General features: G+C 41.8%; 13 protein-coding genes and 1 riboswitch. Of the genes, 5 read left to right on the top strand and 8 right to left on the bottom strand.

Going from position 1 to position 18,521, the window contains the following annotated elements; translation table 11 throughout:
* Nucleotides 1–408: 408 nt before the first annotated feature.
* Nucleotides 409–1,353: a ribosome biogenesis GTPase YlqF gene (gene ylqF / locus PSH54_RS16135; RefSeq protein WP_054983594.1), complete on the bottom strand. Its 945-nt coding sequence runs from the start codon at nt 1,351–1,353 to the stop codon at nt 409–411.
* A gap of 91 nt (nt 1,354–1,444) precedes the next feature.
* On the opposite strand from ylqF, the gene PSH54_RS16140 reads away from it, so the two are divergent.
* Nucleotides 1,445–1,981: a YaeQ family protein gene (locus PSH54_RS16140; protein WP_024033976.1), complete on the top strand. Its 537-nt coding sequence runs from the start codon at nt 1,445–1,447 to the stop codon at nt 1,979–1,981.
* Nucleotides 1,982–1,998: 17 nt separating this feature from the next.
* Entirely contained in the window at nt 1,999–2,604 is a 606-nt protein-coding gene (locus PSH54_RS16145; protein WP_055015543.1) for a PGAP1-like alpha/beta domain-containing protein, read from the top strand.
* Here PSH54_RS16145 and PSH54_RS16150 read toward each other — a convergent pair.
* On the bottom strand, nt 2,601–2,810 hold the full coding sequence (locus PSH54_RS16150) for a hypothetical protein (RefSeq protein ID WP_055015542.1): 210 nt from the start codon (nt 2,808–2,810) through the stop codon (nt 2,601–2,603). The two genes, PSH54_RS16145 and PSH54_RS16150, sit on opposite strands and share 4 nt — an antisense overlap.
* 346 nt (nt 2,811–3,156) lie before the next feature.
* On the opposite strand from PSH54_RS16150, the gene PSH54_RS16155 reads away from it, so the two are divergent.
* Nucleotides 3,157–3,630 (top strand): Dps family protein, encoded by a 474-nt coding sequence (locus tag PSH54_RS16155; RefSeq protein WP_138540456.1) that lies wholly within the window; start codon nt 3,157–3,159, stop codon nt 3,628–3,630.
* A 236-nt stretch (nt 3,631–3,866) separates the two neighbouring features.
* Here PSH54_RS16155 and PSH54_RS16160 read toward each other — a convergent pair whose 3' ends face one another.
* The gene (locus PSH54_RS16160; RefSeq protein ID WP_273606591.1) at nt 3,867–6,809 is read right to left on the bottom strand and encodes a TonB-dependent receptor domain-containing protein; all 2,943 of its coding nucleotides are present in this window, start codon (nt 6,807–6,809) and stop codon (nt 3,867–3,869) included.
* A gap of 240 nt (nt 6,810–7,049) precedes the next feature.
* On the opposite strand from PSH54_RS16160, the gene PSH54_RS16165 reads away from it, so the two are divergent.
* Nucleotides 7,050–7,805 (top strand): LytR/AlgR family response regulator transcription factor, encoded by a 756-nt coding sequence (locus PSH54_RS16165; protein WP_273606592.1) that lies wholly within the window; start codon nt 7,050–7,052, stop codon nt 7,803–7,805.
* Between the two features lie 16 nt (nt 7,806–7,821).
* Here PSH54_RS16165 and PSH54_RS16170 read toward each other — a convergent pair whose 3' ends face one another.
* The 5 genes from PSH54_RS16170 to PSH54_RS16190 form a co-directional block, all read right to left on the bottom strand.
* Complete coding sequence (locus PSH54_RS16170) at nt 7,822–8,220, bottom strand: hypothetical protein (RefSeq protein ID WP_273606593.1); 399 nt, start codon at nt 8,218–8,220, stop codon at nt 7,822–7,824.
* A gap of 60 nt (nt 8,221–8,280) precedes the next feature.
* Nucleotides 8,281–10,398, bottom strand: coding sequence for a S9 family peptidase (locus PSH54_RS16175; protein ID WP_443197778.1), 2,118 nt, complete (start codon nt 10,396–10,398; stop codon nt 8,281–8,283).
* A gap of 119 nt (nt 10,399–10,517) precedes the next feature.
* On the bottom strand, nt 10,518–11,084 hold the full coding sequence (locus tag PSH54_RS16180) for a hypothetical protein (RefSeq protein ID WP_029772913.1): 567 nt from the start codon (nt 11,082–11,084) through the stop codon (nt 10,518–10,520).
* A 95-nt stretch (nt 11,085–11,179) separates the two neighbouring features.
* Nucleotides 11,180–11,262: riboswitch (cyclic di-GMP riboswitch) on the bottom strand.
* Nucleotides 11,263–11,373: 111 nt separating this feature from the next.
* Nucleotides 11,374–14,514, bottom strand: coding sequence for an efflux RND transporter permease subunit (locus PSH54_RS16185; protein WP_064385951.1), 3,141 nt, complete (start codon nt 14,512–14,514; stop codon nt 11,374–11,376).
* Nucleotides 14,515–14,525: 11 nt separating this feature from the next.
* Entirely contained in the window at nt 14,526–15,710 is a 1,185-nt protein-coding gene (locus PSH54_RS16190; RefSeq protein ID WP_273606595.1) for an efflux RND transporter periplasmic adaptor subunit, read from the bottom strand.
* Between the two features lie 290 nt (nt 15,711–16,000).
* Here PSH54_RS16190 and PSH54_RS16195 point away from each other — a divergent pair, with 290 nt between their 5' ends.
* A complete protein-coding gene (locus PSH54_RS16195; protein ID WP_273606596.1) occupies nt 16,001–18,511 on the top strand; it encodes a zinc-dependent metalloprotease in 2,511 nt (836 codons plus the stop codon).
* The last annotated feature ends 10 nt before the right edge of the window (nt 18,512–18,521 follow it).

Here is an 18,521-nt window from a genome sequence, read left to right on the forward strand (position 1 = left end):
ACCATGAGCAAAATGAACAAAATTAAAAAACAAGCCAGCGTTAACCACTCGCTCAGAACCTGAATAAAAAACACACGAAATAAAATAAGAATTATTTGCATTTAGGTATTGACAGTTTATTAGATCTAACTGATAATCAATATCAACAAGACGGGAATGCATACCCACTTGTGACGGAATGAACTAATTTGTTTCTCGACCCTGAAACAACGTGTGGCGCACGTAAACAGCTATGGTTACTTGTTATGAACCGCAACGCCCCTTGATGTTGATGATGAGTAACCGCCCTACTATTTTACTTGCTACATTGCTCATATCGGTGACGGTAGATATGAAACTAAAAAAGCCCTTACGGGCTTTTTTTATGTCTGTAATTTAGTGAACAACATGCTCACATAAATTAATCCATTAACGGCGGTTTTTGCGTGCACGTGCACGGCGCTGTTTTTTCTCTTCTTCTTTAGCGGCTTTTTTAGCTTCTGCCGCGGCGCGAAGACCGGCAACCATTATTTCTTCTTCTTCACGCATGGCAGGGGTTTCCATGGTGATGCGGCCAATAATGCCATCACGAAGTTCATTTATGAGTATTTCAGACATTTTGTAAGTGTCTATTTGGTTACCACCACGAATGCAGCCGCGCTTTTTACCCGCCATTTCAACAAATTCCCAATCACTTTCTGGCAGTTCATCTATTTTATAACGCGCTTTTAAAAGTTCAGGATAGGCTTTCAATAAATATTCTGCCGTATAGCTTGCCACATCTTCGTATTCAAGCGCTGTATCACGTATTGCACCGGTGGCACCTAAACGATAACCCGAGTTCTCGTTTTCTACTTTTGGCCAAAGCATGCCTGGCGTATCGTAAAGCATAATGCCGTCTTCAAGCTTAATGCGCTGCTGCGCCTTGGTAACCGCAGGTTCATTCCCTGTTTTTGCCACTATACGACCGGCTAGTACATTAATTAATGTCGATTTACCCACATTTGGAATACCCATGATCATGGCTTTAATTTGCTTATCAGCCCCTACTTTGTGTGGCACCAATTTTTTACACAGCTCATTAATGCGGTGCACCTCAGCGGCTTTATCATGACCAAACGCAATGGCTTTTACGCCACTTTCTTGCTCAAAATAGTCTTTCCACGCTTGGGTCATTTTAGGGTCGGCTAAATCAGCCTTATTTAAAATTTTGATGACCGGCTTGCCTTCACGAAGCGTGGTTACCATCGGGTTTTCACTACTGTAAGGAATGCGTGCATCAAGCACTTCAATGATCACATCCATTTGCGGCATTATTTCTTTAATCTCATTACGGGCTTTATTCATGTGCCCAGGGAACCACTGGATAGCCATTTTTAACTCCTAACATATAATTTGACGCTATTTTAACTGGCAATTCATTTAATTGCGCTATACTGGCGCAAATTTTTTTAGATTAGATATTATGGCTCTTAAATCTACCATTATTAAAGCGCAATTATCGTTAAGCGATATGGACCGCCACGTGTACCAAGACTTTAATTTAACGTTGGCACAGCATCCCTCTGAAACCGAGCAACGCTTGATGATTCGCTTATTAGCCTATGCACTAAATAGTTGTGATGGCTTAGAATTTACCAAAGGCTTAAGTGCCGACGATGAACCTGAGCTGTGGCATGTAAACTACAGTGAGGAAATAGAGCTGTGGATTGAGCTGGGTTTGCCAGATGAAAAGCGCCTTAAAAAAGCCTGTAATAAAGCTAAAAAAGTAGTGCTTTATACCTATGGCGAAAACAACCAAGCTATTTGGTGGCAAAAACATCAACCTAAGTTGTACGATTTTAAAAACTTAAGTATTTTTAGCCTTGATTACGCCGCTACTCAGGCACTTGCAGATTTAGCAGACCGCAATATAAAACTTACCATTACCGTTCAAGATGGTGATGTGTGGGTCAGCTCTGATACGGCTAATATTGAAATAAAACCACAACAGTTAATGTAAATTGTAGGTAAGGGCGTATGAAAATAAACCACGTTATTGTATTACACGGCCTTTATATGTCGGGCTTTGTTATGCGCCCGCTGTGCTCTCGTCTTGAACAGTCTGGCGTTAAAGTACTTAATCTCACTTACAATACGCTCGACCCTAATTTAAGCACCATATTTAAACAAATTGATGAGTTTATTGGTGATGAGCCTTCTGCATTGGTATGCCACTCTATGGGCGGTTTAATTGCGCGCGCTTATTTAGAGGCAGGCTCGCAAGCGAGCCAATGCGTCACTAAAGTAATTACACTCGGCACGCCTCACCAAGGCAGCCACATAGCGAAAAAAATGAAGCAAAAAGGGTTTGAAACCTTTTTAAAAAACAGCGTTGAATTTTTACTCACCAAAAATGGTAATTGGCCGTTTAAGGCCAAGCTTTACAGTATTGCTGGCGATTTGCCCATTGGCTTAATGCCGTTAATTGTAAAAGGCAGCCAATCAGACGGCACTGTACTACTTGATGAAACCAAGCTTAAAGGTATGGCTGAGCATAAAGTGTTTCATTTAAGCCACACCAGTATGATTTACTCCCGCCAAGTGCTTGAGTACATTATTAAGTGCCTTAACGAAGCAGCCTAGCCTTCTCCCGCCTCTGCTATTTTATAACTGATTAAAAATATTACCCCTAAAATAAGTGGCATTGGCGCGGCAATGTAACCAAACGTGTCAGCATTGGCAAAGCTTGCGCCAGCCAAGTGCGCCACCAGCCCTAACACAAAGGCTATAACGGCTATACCTACCACTATTAATTCTGCTTTATTTTGTTTTACTGTTTTTGCATCCATAATTGCTCTCCAATAAATTTAAAATATTTATATAGCTCGAGAGAATTATGCGCTACGGCCACAGGCATTTACTGATTTAGATCAATACATCAAATAGCCAATATTCAACCTTGTCGAAAACTTGTTTTAGATCATAATTTATCCATGTTTTGTCTTTATTTTATTGTTAAGGGGTAGAATTTTAATAAATTCGTCCCATCTATATTGTATGCGTCATTTGTTGTGCTTTACGTTACTAATAGTCAAGACCTATTACACCGAGTGGTTTAAACGATTTTACTAATTAACAGCACTAAGCAATAATGATCACCAGTTCATAAATAAACGGTTCATCAAGGAGCAAGGTATGTCACAGGTAAATGCAATTGGTTTAAACAGCGCAAAAAGCGAAGGCATTGTTAAGTCACTCAATACATTATTGAGCAGCTACCAAATTCAATACATGAATGCGCGCGGTTTTCATTGGAATATTAAAGGCCGTAACTTTTTTGAATTACATATTAAATTTGAAGAGATTTACAACCTTCTGCTTGAAAAAGTAGATGAAATTGCTGAACGTATTTTAACGTTAGACGGCGCACCATTACATGCGTTTTCTGATTACTTAGAAGTAAGTGAAATTAAAGAAGCTAAAAACATTAGCGATGGTACCGCAGCTGTAGAAAACCTATTAGCTGGCTACAGCACACTAATTAAAATGCAACGTGAAGTACTTACTCAAGCAGGTGATGCAGATGATGAAGGTACAGCGTCATTAATGGGTGATTATATTTCAGAGCAAGAAAAGCTAGTATGGATGTTAAAAGCGTACTTAGACTAGACCAAAAAAAAGCCCTCAAAAGGCGAGGGCTACAAATAGGGAGAATCGTAAATTTCTTTGCGATTCGAATACTATAGTAGCGCCCCCTACTGACTAAACAACGCCACTGTTACCAGTGGCGTTGTTTTTGGTTTAAGCGGTACGTAAACCATTTTAAAGTAATCCAGTCCACCCTTATCGCACTTGCATTAAAAAGCCCCAGCAATGGCTGAGGCTTTTGTTAACAGTATTAATGGTTAAAATTTACTTCTAAAACCAATGTAGAAGGTTTGTCCGATTGGGTCATATGTACCTGCGTCGGTTTCAGTACCTGTGCTTGAGCCACTTACACCTGACAGTATACGTGGAGGCTCTTTATCAAATAAGTTGTTAGCACCGGCGTATAGCTCTACCGCGTCACTTATATGGTAGCTTGCTTGTACATCGTGGTAGGTTACTGAGCCAATACCTACACCACCAGCAGGAATACCAAAGCCACTTAAGAATTGATCATCAAAGTCAGCAGCCCCTATGTAAGTCATGCTCCAGTTAAAGTCAAAGTCATCAAGCTTATAGCCTAGGTTCCAGTTAGCTTTGTGTTCAGATGCGCCAATTTCACCAGCAAATTCATCTTTATCTGCACCAGGTAACGGAATAGTGTAACCATCAATCAAGTAAGTGTATGCAAGGCGAGTTCTAAATGCGCCTGGGCCAATATCGGCAGAGTAAGTTAGTGTTAAATCCACACCCTCTGTACCTAAACCGCCACTATTTGATACACCGCTATCGATAAATTCAAGCGAGCCTGCACTGTTATTACCTGATGGACCGCTTCGACGAGTTATAAAGCTACAGAAACTATCATCGCCACCACCGTAACACTGGTCTAAAATAAACTGACGTGGTGTAGATACAATCGCATCCGTGATTTCTATGTCAAAATAATCTAGGGTAACGTCAAGGCCTGAAATTAACTCCTCTGGAGTAAATACCACACCTACAGTCACTGAGTCACCAACCTCTTCTTTTAAGTCTGGGTTACCACGGTTAAAACCACTAATGCCCTGTAAATCAGATTGATTAAGGGTAAACTCCCCGTTTGATGCAATATTATTTGCAACACCCACATCGGCACGACATGCATCACCAACAGCGCCACCGCCGCTGTTTGTAACACCTATACATGGATCATTTAAACCACTTGGGAAGGTTTGCGAAGGCGGTGAAAACAACTCATCAATATTTGGCGCACGTGTAGAGCGGGCGCGGGTAGCACGAAGGCGCAAGCTATCCATCACTTCCCAATCAACACCTACGTTCCAGCTTTCTGTATTACCCACTGTTGAGTAGTCAGATAAACGCACTGCTGCGTTCATTGTTACGGCATCCAACACTGGAATGTTAGCCTCAACATAGTACTCAGTTACATCAAAAGAGCCTTCGGTTGCAGGGATTGCATTACCGGCATTTAAGCCTGCCTGCTGTAGAGCATCAAATTCACTGCGAGAAAACTCTTCGCGGTACTCAAAACCAGCTGCTATACCTACCATACCTGCAGGCAGCTCAAATAAATCACCTGAGACATTACCGCCAATAATTTCTTGTTCTACCGATGTAGAAAGCGTGCTTGGCGCACTTACAAAATCAATTGCACCTTGCGATAGTGAATTAAATCCGTAAATGTTCACTGGCGCACAATTAAAGCCACGCGCTGTTGCATCAATACAAATCGCTTCGTCGGTAATGCCGTCACCATCTAAGTCTTGGCTATCAATGACTGCCTCTAAACCTTGACGAAAGCTTTGTACATTTACTAAGCCACCAGAGACTTGCGACTCTTTCGTTTTACCGTACACATAATAGGTATCGTAAAACCAGCTGTCGTTAATTTCACCCTGAAAGCCCACCGCTAAGCGGAATGTATCACGCTCTGCACGAGCACCACGGTTACCTACATCACTTAAACGTTTTGCAAAAAAGATATCTCTAGCACCATCACCGTCGGTGTCTGTTGCTGCATTGTAAATATCATCTGGCACAAAGGCATTTCTGAGCATTTCGCCATTTACGTCAAACTCAATTGGCACGCGGCCATTGGCATAAATGTCATCTGAGGCAAACGGAAAAGGCTCTAACTCTGAAATAGTGGTACTAGATGCGTACGTCCCTTCAAAAAAGAAGCTGTGTTTATCTGTTAGCTCGTAACTACCATTTGAGGCAAATAAGTAGCGCTCTGTTGGTATAGCAATGGTACGTACGCCGCTTCGGTTAAAGCCGTTGGCATCTATACCATCACCGCCATTGGTGCTAAACGAGTCTTGTAAGTTGTTGTTTGGATCGTAAGTAAAGCGTGTATCGCCTGCATCAAAACGCCCTTGTGGCGGAAATGATGAGAAAAACGGATTAACGGCTTCAAAAATAGAGCCCGGATTTGCCGCCGGATCATCTTCAAAATAAATACCTGAAAATTGGTCTACTGCAGAGCGCTCACGATCGCGTGAAAACACAGCTCCTTGGTCTGAGTAGCCTAAGTGGAACATGGCTTGACCTTTGCCATCACCCGTAGTTAAACCCGAGGTAAAAGAAAACTGGCGCGATTCATCATCGCCTTCGCTTGATTCGCCGTATTGGCCTTCAAACTCTACGCCTTCAAAGTCATCTTTTAATACAAAGTTAACTACACCTGCAACCGCATCAGAGCCATATACTGATGATGCGCCACCGGTCATAATTTCCACGCGCTCAATAAATTGGCTAGGAATGGTATTTAAATCAACTGCCGAGCTACCAGGTACACCCGATACATAACGACGCCCATTCACAAGTACTAAAGTACGGTTTGAACCTAAGTTACGCAAATCAACAGTAGCTACACCCGCGCTTGCCGTTGAAAAGTTAGAGTTAGTACGGCTAATAGCTGGAGAGCCAAATGCTGGGTTTTCTAGCAGTAGGTTTTGAATGTTTAAAGAACCCGATGCATCAATTGCCTCGCCACTTACAACCTGTATAGGTGCAGATGACATCGCCTCGGCTGAACGAATACGAGAACCCGTTACTTGCACGCGTTCTATTTTTTCTAGTTCGTCTTCTTCTGCGGCTATACCTTGAAAAGAAAAGCCAGCAAGCACTGTCGCACTAAGTGCTAAAGACAATGAAGATTTTTTAAATGTACGACTATCTAAGTTATTTATTTTTTTCATACTATAATGTCCCTGAAATGTTATTTTTGTAACTGGTTGGTTACAAACATTTCAACATTAAGTGGAATAATTTTAAGACACTATGCGCATTATTTAATAGGCATTTAGTCAGGTACAAACAGCAGGATATATGGGATGAAGGTACTTATCCCAGATTGTTATAAATTAGATTAAATTTTTTTAACATTTTTTATTAAATACACGGTCTTTATAACTACACACTCTAGAGATGGATTTTTTATGATTACTTACTTTCATGCACTAATTAGAGTTAGCACGAGCAAATTTGCAACATTCTTAACTCAGCAGGTGCAAGCTCACCGTCACTTTGATTCGCAAACGCAACTGCCCGAGCAGCGTTTAGATCAAATAGATACCTCTCGTTTTAATGTGCTTTTTTACGAATTATCTAATTTAAATGATCCTACTCAAATAGTGCACCTAACTGAATTGGCTAAAACAATGAAAGTGGTGGTGATTGCTAGGTCGGCTGAATTTGCTAATTTTGCGTTTGAAGTCGGCGCAGTCGATTTTTTAACAGTCGATGCAACCGCTTCAAGGCTTGAAAAATGCTTCGATAAGCTTATTCATTTATGCCCACTAGCCACACAAGCCGAGCGCTTGTTTAAAGCCGCACATGAAAACGAGCAACCTATTGCTGCACATATTGTTGTTAAAGATGTAGGAAAAGTACGTTTAATAGATATTAACGATATTGTATGGATAAACGGCGCGGGTAATTATGTAGAACTACATTTTAATGGCAGCAGCGCCCCTGTTTTACATCGTGAAACAATGAAAAACATTGAACAACAGCTAGAGCCTGAAGGTTTTATACGCATTCACCGCTCCACGCTTGTTAGAAAACATGCCATTAAGGAGCTTATGCCAACAGATAGCGGCGACTATAAAGTTAAGCTTAAAAACAATATCTCGTTAAATTTATCAAGAAGGTACAAAAACTGCCTAGAAAGCATTATAAGCCCCGTAGCATAGGGGCTTGTAATTCTATTTACCAGTAGGTTTTAATGTATTCATCGTCTGGGTGATGATGTAGGTAACTTTCTGAGTCTTTATAAAAGTTAACTTCAATATCGCTGTTGCTCCAGACCTTCTCGAACATATTTTTAGCAATAATGTTTGCATATAAGTAATCTACGCGTTCGTAGCCACGCTCTTTTACGCTGGCAAAGTACGCCTCTAACGAGTCCATGCTATCTACAGTTATTAACTCAAATTCTTCTAAATTAACCACAACACACTTTACCGCGCCTTTGGGGTGCATACTTAATTCGTTAACCACACCATTGGTTAGTAAATTAATTCCTTCGTTATTAAAACTACCAAAGAGCTTTAAATACATAGTGGGTGGCTGAGAGCAAATCTGAAACTCTCCGTGTGCTCCAAACATAAATAACCTTATATTTATCAGTGCTTCATTAAAGCTTAATACATTTTGCGTATTTTGCAGCTAATTTATTAGTGCAATAAAAAAGGCCATTTCGAGCGCTTTTTCCTCTAAACTTTTAAAGCGGCCTGATGCGCCGCCATGGCCGGCATCCATATCCGTTTTAAAAACCAATATGTTATTATCCGTTTTTAGCTCTCGCATTTTCGCCACCCATTTCATAGGCTCCCAATATTGTACTTGAGAGTCGTGCAGGCCTGTGGTCACTAAAATATGCGGGTAGTCTTTGGCGCTGATATTATCGTATGGTGAGTACTTAGCTATAACATCATAAAAATATTCATCGTTTGGGTTGCCCCATTCATCATACTCGTTAGTGGTAAGTGGAATACTTTCATCTAACATGGTGGTTAACACATCTAAAAATGGCACATGGCACCCTACACCTAAATAAAGCGCTGGCGCTTGGTTTAAAACAGCCCCCATCAACAAGCCACCCGCGCTACCGCCAGAGGCAAACACTTTGTTTTTATCACCGTAGCCTTGCTCAACAAGAGCCTTTGTAATATCAATAAAGTCGTTAAAACTATTTTGTTTATGCTCTTTTTTACCTTGCTCGTACCAGTGGCGTCCTAGCATTTCGGAGCCTCTAACATGTGCAATTGCATACACAAATCCGCGGTCTAGCAAACTCAATGAAGTACTCGAGAAACTAGGATCTATCGTGTAACCATATGCGCCATAGCCGTATTGAAACAGCGGGTTAGTGCCATCCTTGGTAAAGGTGTCTTTTCTATAAACTAAAGAAACAGGTACTTGCACGCCATCGCGTGCTGTCACAAGTAAGCGCTCAGAGGCATAAAGTGCACTATTAAACCCACCCAGTACTTGCTGCTGTTTAAGTAATGTTTTTTCACCCGAGGCTAAATCAACATTATACAACGTTCCTGGCGTGGTGAGACTTGAATAATAAATACGGACCGATCGCGCCTGGGGCTCGGGGTTCATCGCTACAGCGGCATAGTAGCACGGGTCGCTAAATTCAAGCGCCATGCGTGCTTGGGTTTTATTAATCACAACAAAGCGAGCTTGGCCTTGTTCGCGCTCAGTTAATACTAAGAAGTCATCAAATATTTCTACGCCTTCCAACAACACATGCTCGCGGTGCGCGGTGTGCTCTTGCCACTGCGTTTTATCTGCGATTGTTTCGCTTGTTGCCGTCATCAGTCTAAAGTTTTTAGCTTGCCAGTTGGTTACTATATAGAAAGTGTCGCCATGTTTATCAATATCAAACTCATGTCCTTCCTCACGCGGCAGCAAGGGGTAAAACTCTCCTTGCGGGTTATTGGCATCAAGCACCCACGTATCATTTGTTTCGGTGGTGGCTAAATCAATAATAATTAAGCTCTCATCGCGGCTTTTACCCAAGCCCATAAAAAAGCTTTTATCGTGCTCTTCGTACACCATGACATCTTGGCTTTGCGCTGTGCCTAACTCGTGCCTAAACACCTGAAAACCCAGTAACGTTTGTAAGTCTTTTTTAACGTAAAATACGGTTTTATTGTCGTTAGCCCAAACAATTTGCCCTTCGGTATTTTCTAAAACATCGCTGAGCATTTCACCGGTTTGCAAGTTTTTAAAATGTACACTGTAAATTCTACGCCCTTCGGTATCTTCACTGTAGGCCATTAATTGCTCGCATGGGCTTAGCGCTACTTCACCTAGTTCATAAAATTCATGGTTTTGGGCTAAAACATTTACATCAAGTAGTAACTGCTTGTTATCGGTGTTAATACTTGTGCTTCTGTAATGGCGCGAATACTCATCGTCACCACGTACCTCTGAGTGATACCAGTACTTGCCATCTTTAACCGGCACCGTGTTGTCATCTTTTACGATGCGCCCTTTTAGTTCTTCAAAAATACTGTTTTGAAGTGGCTTTATTGCGGCTAGTTGCTCATCGCAGTATGTATTTTCGGCCGCTAAATGGGCGAGTATTTCTGGGTTTTCGCGCTCATCATCGCGCATCCAGTAGTAGTTATCGGTGCGCGTTTTATTGTGCATAGTTAATTGATGAGGTTGCTTTTTAGCAACAGGAAAACGAGCTAATGATTGAGAAGAAAATTCACTTAAAGACACAACAAAACCGTATAAAAAATAACAATGCAGGCAGTTTATCATAAAAATAAAAAAGCCCACTCATAGAGAGTGGGCTTGAGGTATAAGTCCAAATTTTAAAATTACTGCAATTTTATTCTTGTCATTACACCCATGGGAAGATGGTTTTTATTTTAAAAGCGTTAAGAGACCTTAGTCCAGGCCATTGCCCAGCTTTTTCCGATACCAGGTTCAAAGCTTGGGTCTTTATCATTATTGGTTCTGCAAAATTGGCTAAATGGCCATGCCTTACATTGGTATATATAACCGGTTTTAGGCTGCAGCACGCGAGTACCCGCGTTGTATTGCTCGCCCCCATTAGGGTATACAAAATCATATGCTTGGTTGGTGCACTTAGCGGGGGTATCGCACTTTGCAATGCAATGAAAATCAACCTTTGCCTTATTAATACCGCTACTTTCTAGGGCAAATATTTCGTTATCTCGATAGCCAACAACCAACCCTTGCTTGGTCATTCTACCTGCACTTACCAGGGGCACATGCACGTTTATATACTCAGCAACTAAGCGTGGCCAAGCATGAGGCTCACCTTGTTCTAAAGAGGTAATTTTATAATCAAACGATAAATCAACAAGCACTCCTTGCATGTCTGAAAAGGTTACACTAACCACATCCCCAATGAATAATTGAGTATGATGGTTTAAACAACCTATAGTTGACCATTTTCCACAGGCCAACGACGTATGCATAAACACAGTAACACCTTAAGAGTCACAAAATTTTATCCATATCATATGGATACACAAAAACGACACTGAGGGCAAGCAATACCGTATAAAAATTATGCAGCAGCCCCGCTATCGTAGTTTACACCTTAGACCGGAAACTTTGCGTCTTAGCCTTTCGACTAATTTGCCAACAGAAAAAAGTGATTATAAAACGTGCGCAAAGCTTATTCAAACAAAAGAATGTAACCGAGATTTTTATATAACCCTAAATAACTAAAAAGCCAACTTGTTAAAGTTGGCTTTTAATAGTTTAAGAGGTTTGGTTTATAGGGGCTTTTCGCCTAAATACTTTTCGAAAAGCCATTTTAAACACGCCGCCAATATCGCCTAAAATAATGTACAAGCACGGCACCAATATAAGGGTGATTAGTGTTGCAAACATTACCGCAAAGCCTAGCGCTACTGCCATAGGGATTACAAATTTAGCTTGTAAACTGGTTTCAAACATTATGGGCAGAACCCCTGCAAAGGTTGTAATAGAGGTTAATAATATTGCCCTAAAGCGTGCACAACCGGCTTCTATTACCGCGTTTTTAACACTTACACCCTCTCGGCGTACTTGGTTTACGTAGTCGGTCATTACCAGCGAGTCGTTTATTACTACGCCGGCCGCGGCTATTAAACCAAAGCCCGACATTAAGCTAATGTCTAAATCAAACCAAAAGTGCCCCCAAATAGCCCCCGTTAAACTAAACGGAATAACCGACATAACAATAAGCGGCTGGGCATAACTTTTAAGTGGTACAGCAAGCAATATATAAACTAAAATCATGCCGCCTACAAAAAACAGCAGCTGCTCATTAGCTTGCGCTTGTTGCTCTTCTATTGCGCCACCTAGCTCTGATTTAACACTTGGGTATTCTTCTTTAAGTTGCGGCAGTAAGTTTTCTTTTACTTGCGAAACCACTTCGCCTGGCTCTATAGCTTCTTCATCAATACTGCCGTACACATAAACAGTACGATAACCGCCCTCACGGCGAATATAGCTAATACCCGGCGTTTCGGTTAATTCAACCACATCACCTAAAAGTACTTCACGCCCTTGCGGTGTAGTAACTACAGTGTGTTTTAGCGATGAAAACGCTTCGCGAGTCAGTTTAGGGTAACGTACCATTACTCTTACTTCTTCGCCGTTACGTATTACACGCTGTGCTTCGCCACCATAAAAACTAGCCCCTACTTGATTTGCAATGTTAGCAAGGTCGAGCCCTAAATCGTAAGCTACAGGTTTTAAGCTCATTTGCACTTCTTTGCTAGCAGGGTCAATGGTTGAACTTATATCAAACAAGCCTTTTTGTTGCTGCAATAGCTGAATAAAACGACGCCCTGCCGCATTAAGCGTTTCTATATCAGAGCCAAACAGTAAATAACCAAATTCGCCTTCGCCAGTGCCGCCACCGCCGCCAACATCATCTTCAATAGTGAGTGATTTAATACCGGCAATGGTTGGCATGGCTTCTCGCCAGCGGCGCGAAAGTTCAAACGCGTTATAAGGGCGTAAGTCTTCATCAACCAACGGCGCAAGTAACTGAGACTCCGTTCTGCCTTGGTTAAATACCAGTACATCACGAATTATTTTTTGGCCAAATTCACGCTCTGTTTCTTCATCAACTCTTAACACCATGGCTTCTACTTCACGAATAGCTGCAATAGTTTGTAAATCAGACACATTGTCATTCATTTCTATTTGAATTTGCGGAAAATCATGCGGCACTTTAGGAGTAGGTACAGTGCGTACTTTATTTGATGTGATCAGCGCAATGCTGATAAAAAACATAGCAATAAAGCCAAACAATACTGTCCAACGCCAATCTACACAACGCGATATAAAACGCTTATAAGGGCCATTTACAAAGCCAAAAAAACGGGTATTAAACCTATCGCGCCAGCCCCCTTTTTTAATAGGTGAAAAGTGCGTGTGGGCAATGTGCGCCGGTAAAATAAGTTTTGATTCAACTAAGCTAAATACTAAACACAGCATAACTACTACGGCAATACCGTAAAAGAAGGCGCTTTCTGGCCCGCTTGAAAGTGTAAACGGGGCAAACACCGCAATGGTTGTTAGTACGCCAAATGTAGCAGGGGTTGCTACACGGTTAGCACCACGGACGACGTTTTCAACTCCGCCTCCGCTTTTTTCAACCTCAGTATAGGCGGCCTCACCTATTACTATGGCGTCATCTACTACAATCCCGAGCACCATAATAAAAGCAAACAACGAAATAATATTAATGCTTATACCAAATAAAGGCATTAGCATCATGGCGCCTAAAAAGCACACTGGTAAGCCAATCATTACCCAAAGCGCTAACTTAAAGCGCAAGAATAACGAAAGCATAATAGCGACTAATATTGCCCCTTGAAACAAGTTAGCTTTCATCATATCAAGGCGCGCATTTAGGTAGTACGTCATGTCCATTAATGGCTCTAACCTAACGCCCGGTGGCAGCTGGGTATTTTTTTGTTCAATAAATGCTTTAACCGAATCGGCAACGGGGATCATGTTTTGATCTTGCGTTGCCTTTACCGACATATACACTGCGTTTTCGCCATTAAATTTAAAGTAGCGCTCGCCTTCGGTAAATTGGTCTTTAATAACAGCAATGTCTTGAAGCAATACTTTAGCGCCGTATTCGCCTATTTTTACCGGAATTTGTCTAAACTCATCGCCAGAGTAATACTGGTTTTCAACCCGAACAGAAATAATCCCCGCATCTGTTGTTAGTTGCCCTGCCGAAAAATTAGCAGAGTAATTACGCACAGCGGTCATTACATCGCTTAGGGTTAAGTTGTATTGGCGCAAAGTGTCTGGGTCGATTTCAATGGCAATTTCATCAAGCGGCACATCGTTTTCTACCAACGACACGTTTGATAGCTGTAATAGCTCATCTTCAATTTGATTGGCAATTGGTTTGAGTTCTGTCAGCGGCAAATCGGCAACTAAGGTCATCCCTATAACATCTTGCCTAAACTCAATCTGACTTATGGTGACCGGTTCCATACCCGCAGGAAAGGTTGCAATACCATCAACACGCAGCTTGACCTTATCAAGTACATCGGTAAGCTCTGCATCGGTGTTAATTTCAAGGCTTGCTCTACCGCCATTTCTAAAGGCGCGGTACACGCCCTTTTTAATTTCGGTCACATCCTTTAGTGATTCTTCAATTTTTATAAGAATGCTTTCTTCAATTTCTTGTGGTGAGGCACCGGGGTAATTTGCCTCAACATTAATGTAGTTAATTTCTACATTAGGAAACATTTGGCGCTGAATGGTTAAGTAGCTAATAATCCCCATGATGATGATAAAAACCATCATTAGGTTGGCTGCAACAGAGTTTTTAGCAAAATAAGCTATTAACCCTGTTTGTTTTTTTTCAATTGATTCGCTCATTAATTTACACCTTACAACTGTTGCGCATCAGCGCTACTTTCGGTGTTTGTATTAGCGTTACTTGGCTCGCCCATGCCAGCCACTTTAACCTGCATGCCTTTTTGTGGGTACTCAGGTAACGTGGTAACCAACTTATCATCGGCGTTAAGTCCGCTGCTAATATAAAAGTACTCGCCTTCTTCTCTCACTACGGTTACTTTGCGCGGTTCAAGCTCTTGGTTTTCGTTAACTATCCACACCGTTTGGTTATTAACTAATGATTGCGGCAAACGGTAAATATTATTAAGCATGGCGCCTGCAAAATTAACCTGCACGTAGCTGCCAAATTTAATAGCCGGTTGCTGTGTTTTTAAGCCGTATGGGTCTTCAATACGTACCACTAAGCTGCTCATACGCGTCGCGTTATCTACAATACCTAGGTCGCGGTCAATCACGCCTTCACGTGTAAAACTGTTTAAACCTTTTTGAATAATAGTGGCCTTAATGCCCTTAATTCGCTCCGGTAAAAATACGCTATCAAAACCAGCAATAGGAATAATAACCTCTGCTGTTTCTATATTATTTAAATCGGCCACTTGTGCGCCCATAGCCACAAACTGGCCTACCCCCACATTGCGGCTTATAACAAGCGCATCGTAAGGTGCTTTTATATCGCAGTTTTCTAAATCGCGTTGCGCTCTTTTTAATGCGGCTTGCGCCGATTTAACCGCTGCTTGGGCGCTTAGCACCTGCGGTTTACGTAAAAACAAGTCGGTACGTGCCTTACTCGGAAAACGCTTTGCTTCGTCTTCGGCTACTTTTGCCTGCGCTTGCTCTTCAATTAAGGCCGCTTTTGCACGCGCTAAATCGGCTTCGGCTACCAATACGGCTGCTTCGTAGTTGTCTTTTTCAATGCTAATAAGTGTATCGCCACGAGAAACCACGCCACCCGCTACAAAGTTAGGGTGCCAGCTAATTACTTCGCCCGACACCTGCGCCGCCAACTGCGTATTTTCTAATGGTTTTATTTCGCCATAGCTGTTTATTATTACTTGATGATTATTAGCTTCTACAGGCTCAACTTGCACGGTGGGGCGTGTATCTATTGCTGTTTTACTTTGATCTTCTTGTGCAATAGCGTTTATTCCCATAAAGCCCACTACACCAATGGCTAATGCTACAAATGGGAACACCCATCTCAGTGAATTTGATTGCATATCCTAATTACCTCATATTTCTACTAACACTATAATAACAGAGCGCAATAAAACATTAACCTGACATTTGTAAGCAACTGTTACAAATCAAATTGAGAACTAAATATAGCTGTGTACCCGTTAACAAACACCTGCTATTCATCGCATTTATTATATTTTGTTACAAACTTTTACTATTTAAAATCAATAAATTACAGCTTTAGGCTATTATTTCATCGAGAAGATGTGCGAACAAATTTTAATTTACGTACAGTCACACTAAATAAATAGCAGCGAAAAAGATTATTACAATGAAATTAACAACCCTTGCGCTAACACTTAGTGTAGCGCTTAGCGGCCACGCATTGGCTAGCGATAAAAAAGAAGACAAAAAACCACAAACCCTAAGCGAAATGGTCGAAGGACAAACCGAATTTTCAGGTATTTTTAATTTATACCAAGACCCAAAAACCGGTGAGCACTTAATGGTGATCACCGAATCGCAGCTTAATACCCCTTTTGTATACTTTGCCCATACAGTCGACGGTGTCACTGATGCTGGGCATTATCGCGGTGCCTATAGAGAAACCAAGCTTATTGAGTTTAGAAAATACTTTGACCGCATAGATATAGTTAGCAAAACCCCTCGCTATAAATTTGATCAAAACAGTGCCATTGCCAAAGCAAGCAATGCCAATATTAGCGAAGCCGTTTTAGCCAGCATTAAAATAGAAAAAGAAGAGCAAGGAAAAATAGCCTTTAAGGTCAACAAGTTATTTTTAAGTGAGGCGCTACACAAGGTATCGCCAACGCCAAACCCTGCCGATAAAAAAGCTAAAAAACGCTTTAAAGTGGGTAAATTAAACAGCAAAAAGTCGCGTATTGTTAAGCAGCGTCCTTACCCAAATAACTTAGATGTGGTTGTAGACTACGTATTTAGTAATGCCAGCCCCACCGTGCGTGGTACAAACGCAGTAAGCGACCCGCGCAATGTCTCTGTAAAGGTGCAGCACTCTTTTGTTGCATTACCAAAAAACGACTATAAACCACGTAAAGATGACGCGCGCATAGGCTATTTTACCAATCAATTTGATCTAATGACCTCGACCGATTGGGCACCATATGAAGATGTTATTAAACGCTGGGACCTACAAAAGAAAAACCCTAGTGCTGAGCTTTCTGAGCCAGTAAAGCCAATTACCTGGTGGATAGAAAATACCACCCCAGTAGAGTGGCGCGACACAATACGCGATGCCGTACTTACTTGGAATAGCGCTTTTGAAAAAGCCGGTTTTAAAAACGCACTAGAAGTTAAAGTACAACCCGATGACGCAACCTGGGATGCTGGTGATATTAACTACAACGTATTACGTTGGACATCATCACCTAAACCGCCATTTGGTGGTTACGGGCCGGCTCTGGCCAACCCGCTAACCGGTGAAATACTTGGCTCAGACATTATGCTTGAGTTTGTGTTTATGAAAAACCGATGGATTTATGACACGCTTTACACACAAGGCACAATGAGCCACGGCGAAAGCTTGCACACAAGTGGCGATTTAAATTGCTCACTAGGCCATGAAATTCAACAAAACCTATTACTTGCTAAAGGCTTAGCAACAGGTGCCTCCATTGATGACAATGAAATGATTCGCCAAGGTTTAACTCAGTTAATTCTTCATGAAGTAGGCCATACACTAGGCTTAAACCACAATATGAAATCGTCTATTTTGTGGGATGAAAAAGAGGTTCATGATAAAACCAAAACCCAAGGCATAGTTACAGGCTCAGTGATGGATTATGCGCCGGCCAACATAGCCCCCATTGGTGTGCAACAAGGCGATATTTTTCAAACCAAACCAGGCCCTTATGACGACTGGGCTATAAACTATGGCTACAGCACAGCACTTGAAGATGAAGCCGCAGAGCGCGCACGCCTAAATACTATATTAGCGCGCTCTAGCGAGCATGCGCTTGCCTTTGGTAACGATGCCGACGACATGCGCGCACCGGGTCGCCATATAGACCCACGCGTAATGATAGGCGACCTTTCATCAAACCCTGCAGCCTATGGCGCCGACCGTATGGCGCTAATTAATACGTTATTTACTGAGCTAAAAGATAAAGCCACAGTAAAAGGTGAGTCTTACCAACAGCTGGTTACCTCAGCTAATAGTTTATTTGGCCAATACCGCTCGCAAGCGGGCATTGTTTCTCGCCAAATAGGTGGCGTATATGTTGAACGCGCAGTTGTGGGCGACCAGCATACTGATAAACCCTTTACCCCCGTACCGCTTGAGCGCCAAACACAAGCAATGAACATACTTGCTAAATATGTATTTGCGCCAGATGTACTCACTAGCATGCAACCACTGTATAACTATTTACAGCAACAGCGTCGTGGTTTTAGCCATTATGGTAAAAATGAAGACCCTAAAGCGCACAAAATGATTTTAGGCATGCAAAAAACAGTACTTGCGCAATTGCTGCACCCTGCTGTTATGCTGCGTATTTCAGACACCGCGCTGTACGGTAACGAATATAGCCTAACGCAATTTATGGACGACCTAACTGCCAGTATTTTTGTTGATAGCAAAGAGAGCACGTCTGTTAGCCGCAATCTACAAATAGAGTATGTAAATCAGCTTATTACTATTGCAGGCCTAGGCAAAGCCAGTAAACACGACAATTTGGCAAAAACTGCCGCGCTCTATCAGCTAACGCAAATAGCTGATACAAGCATAGGATGGGGAGCCGATACAACAACTAAAGCGCATAAAAAGTATATTGATCACTTAATTGCTAAAGCGTTAGAAGCTTAATTAACTAAAT

This window comes from Pseudoalteromonas sp. Angola-30 (genome assembly GCF_028599215.1).
GTDB lineage: Bacteria > Pseudomonadota > Gammaproteobacteria > Enterobacterales > Alteromonadaceae > Pseudoalteromonas > Pseudoalteromonas atlantica.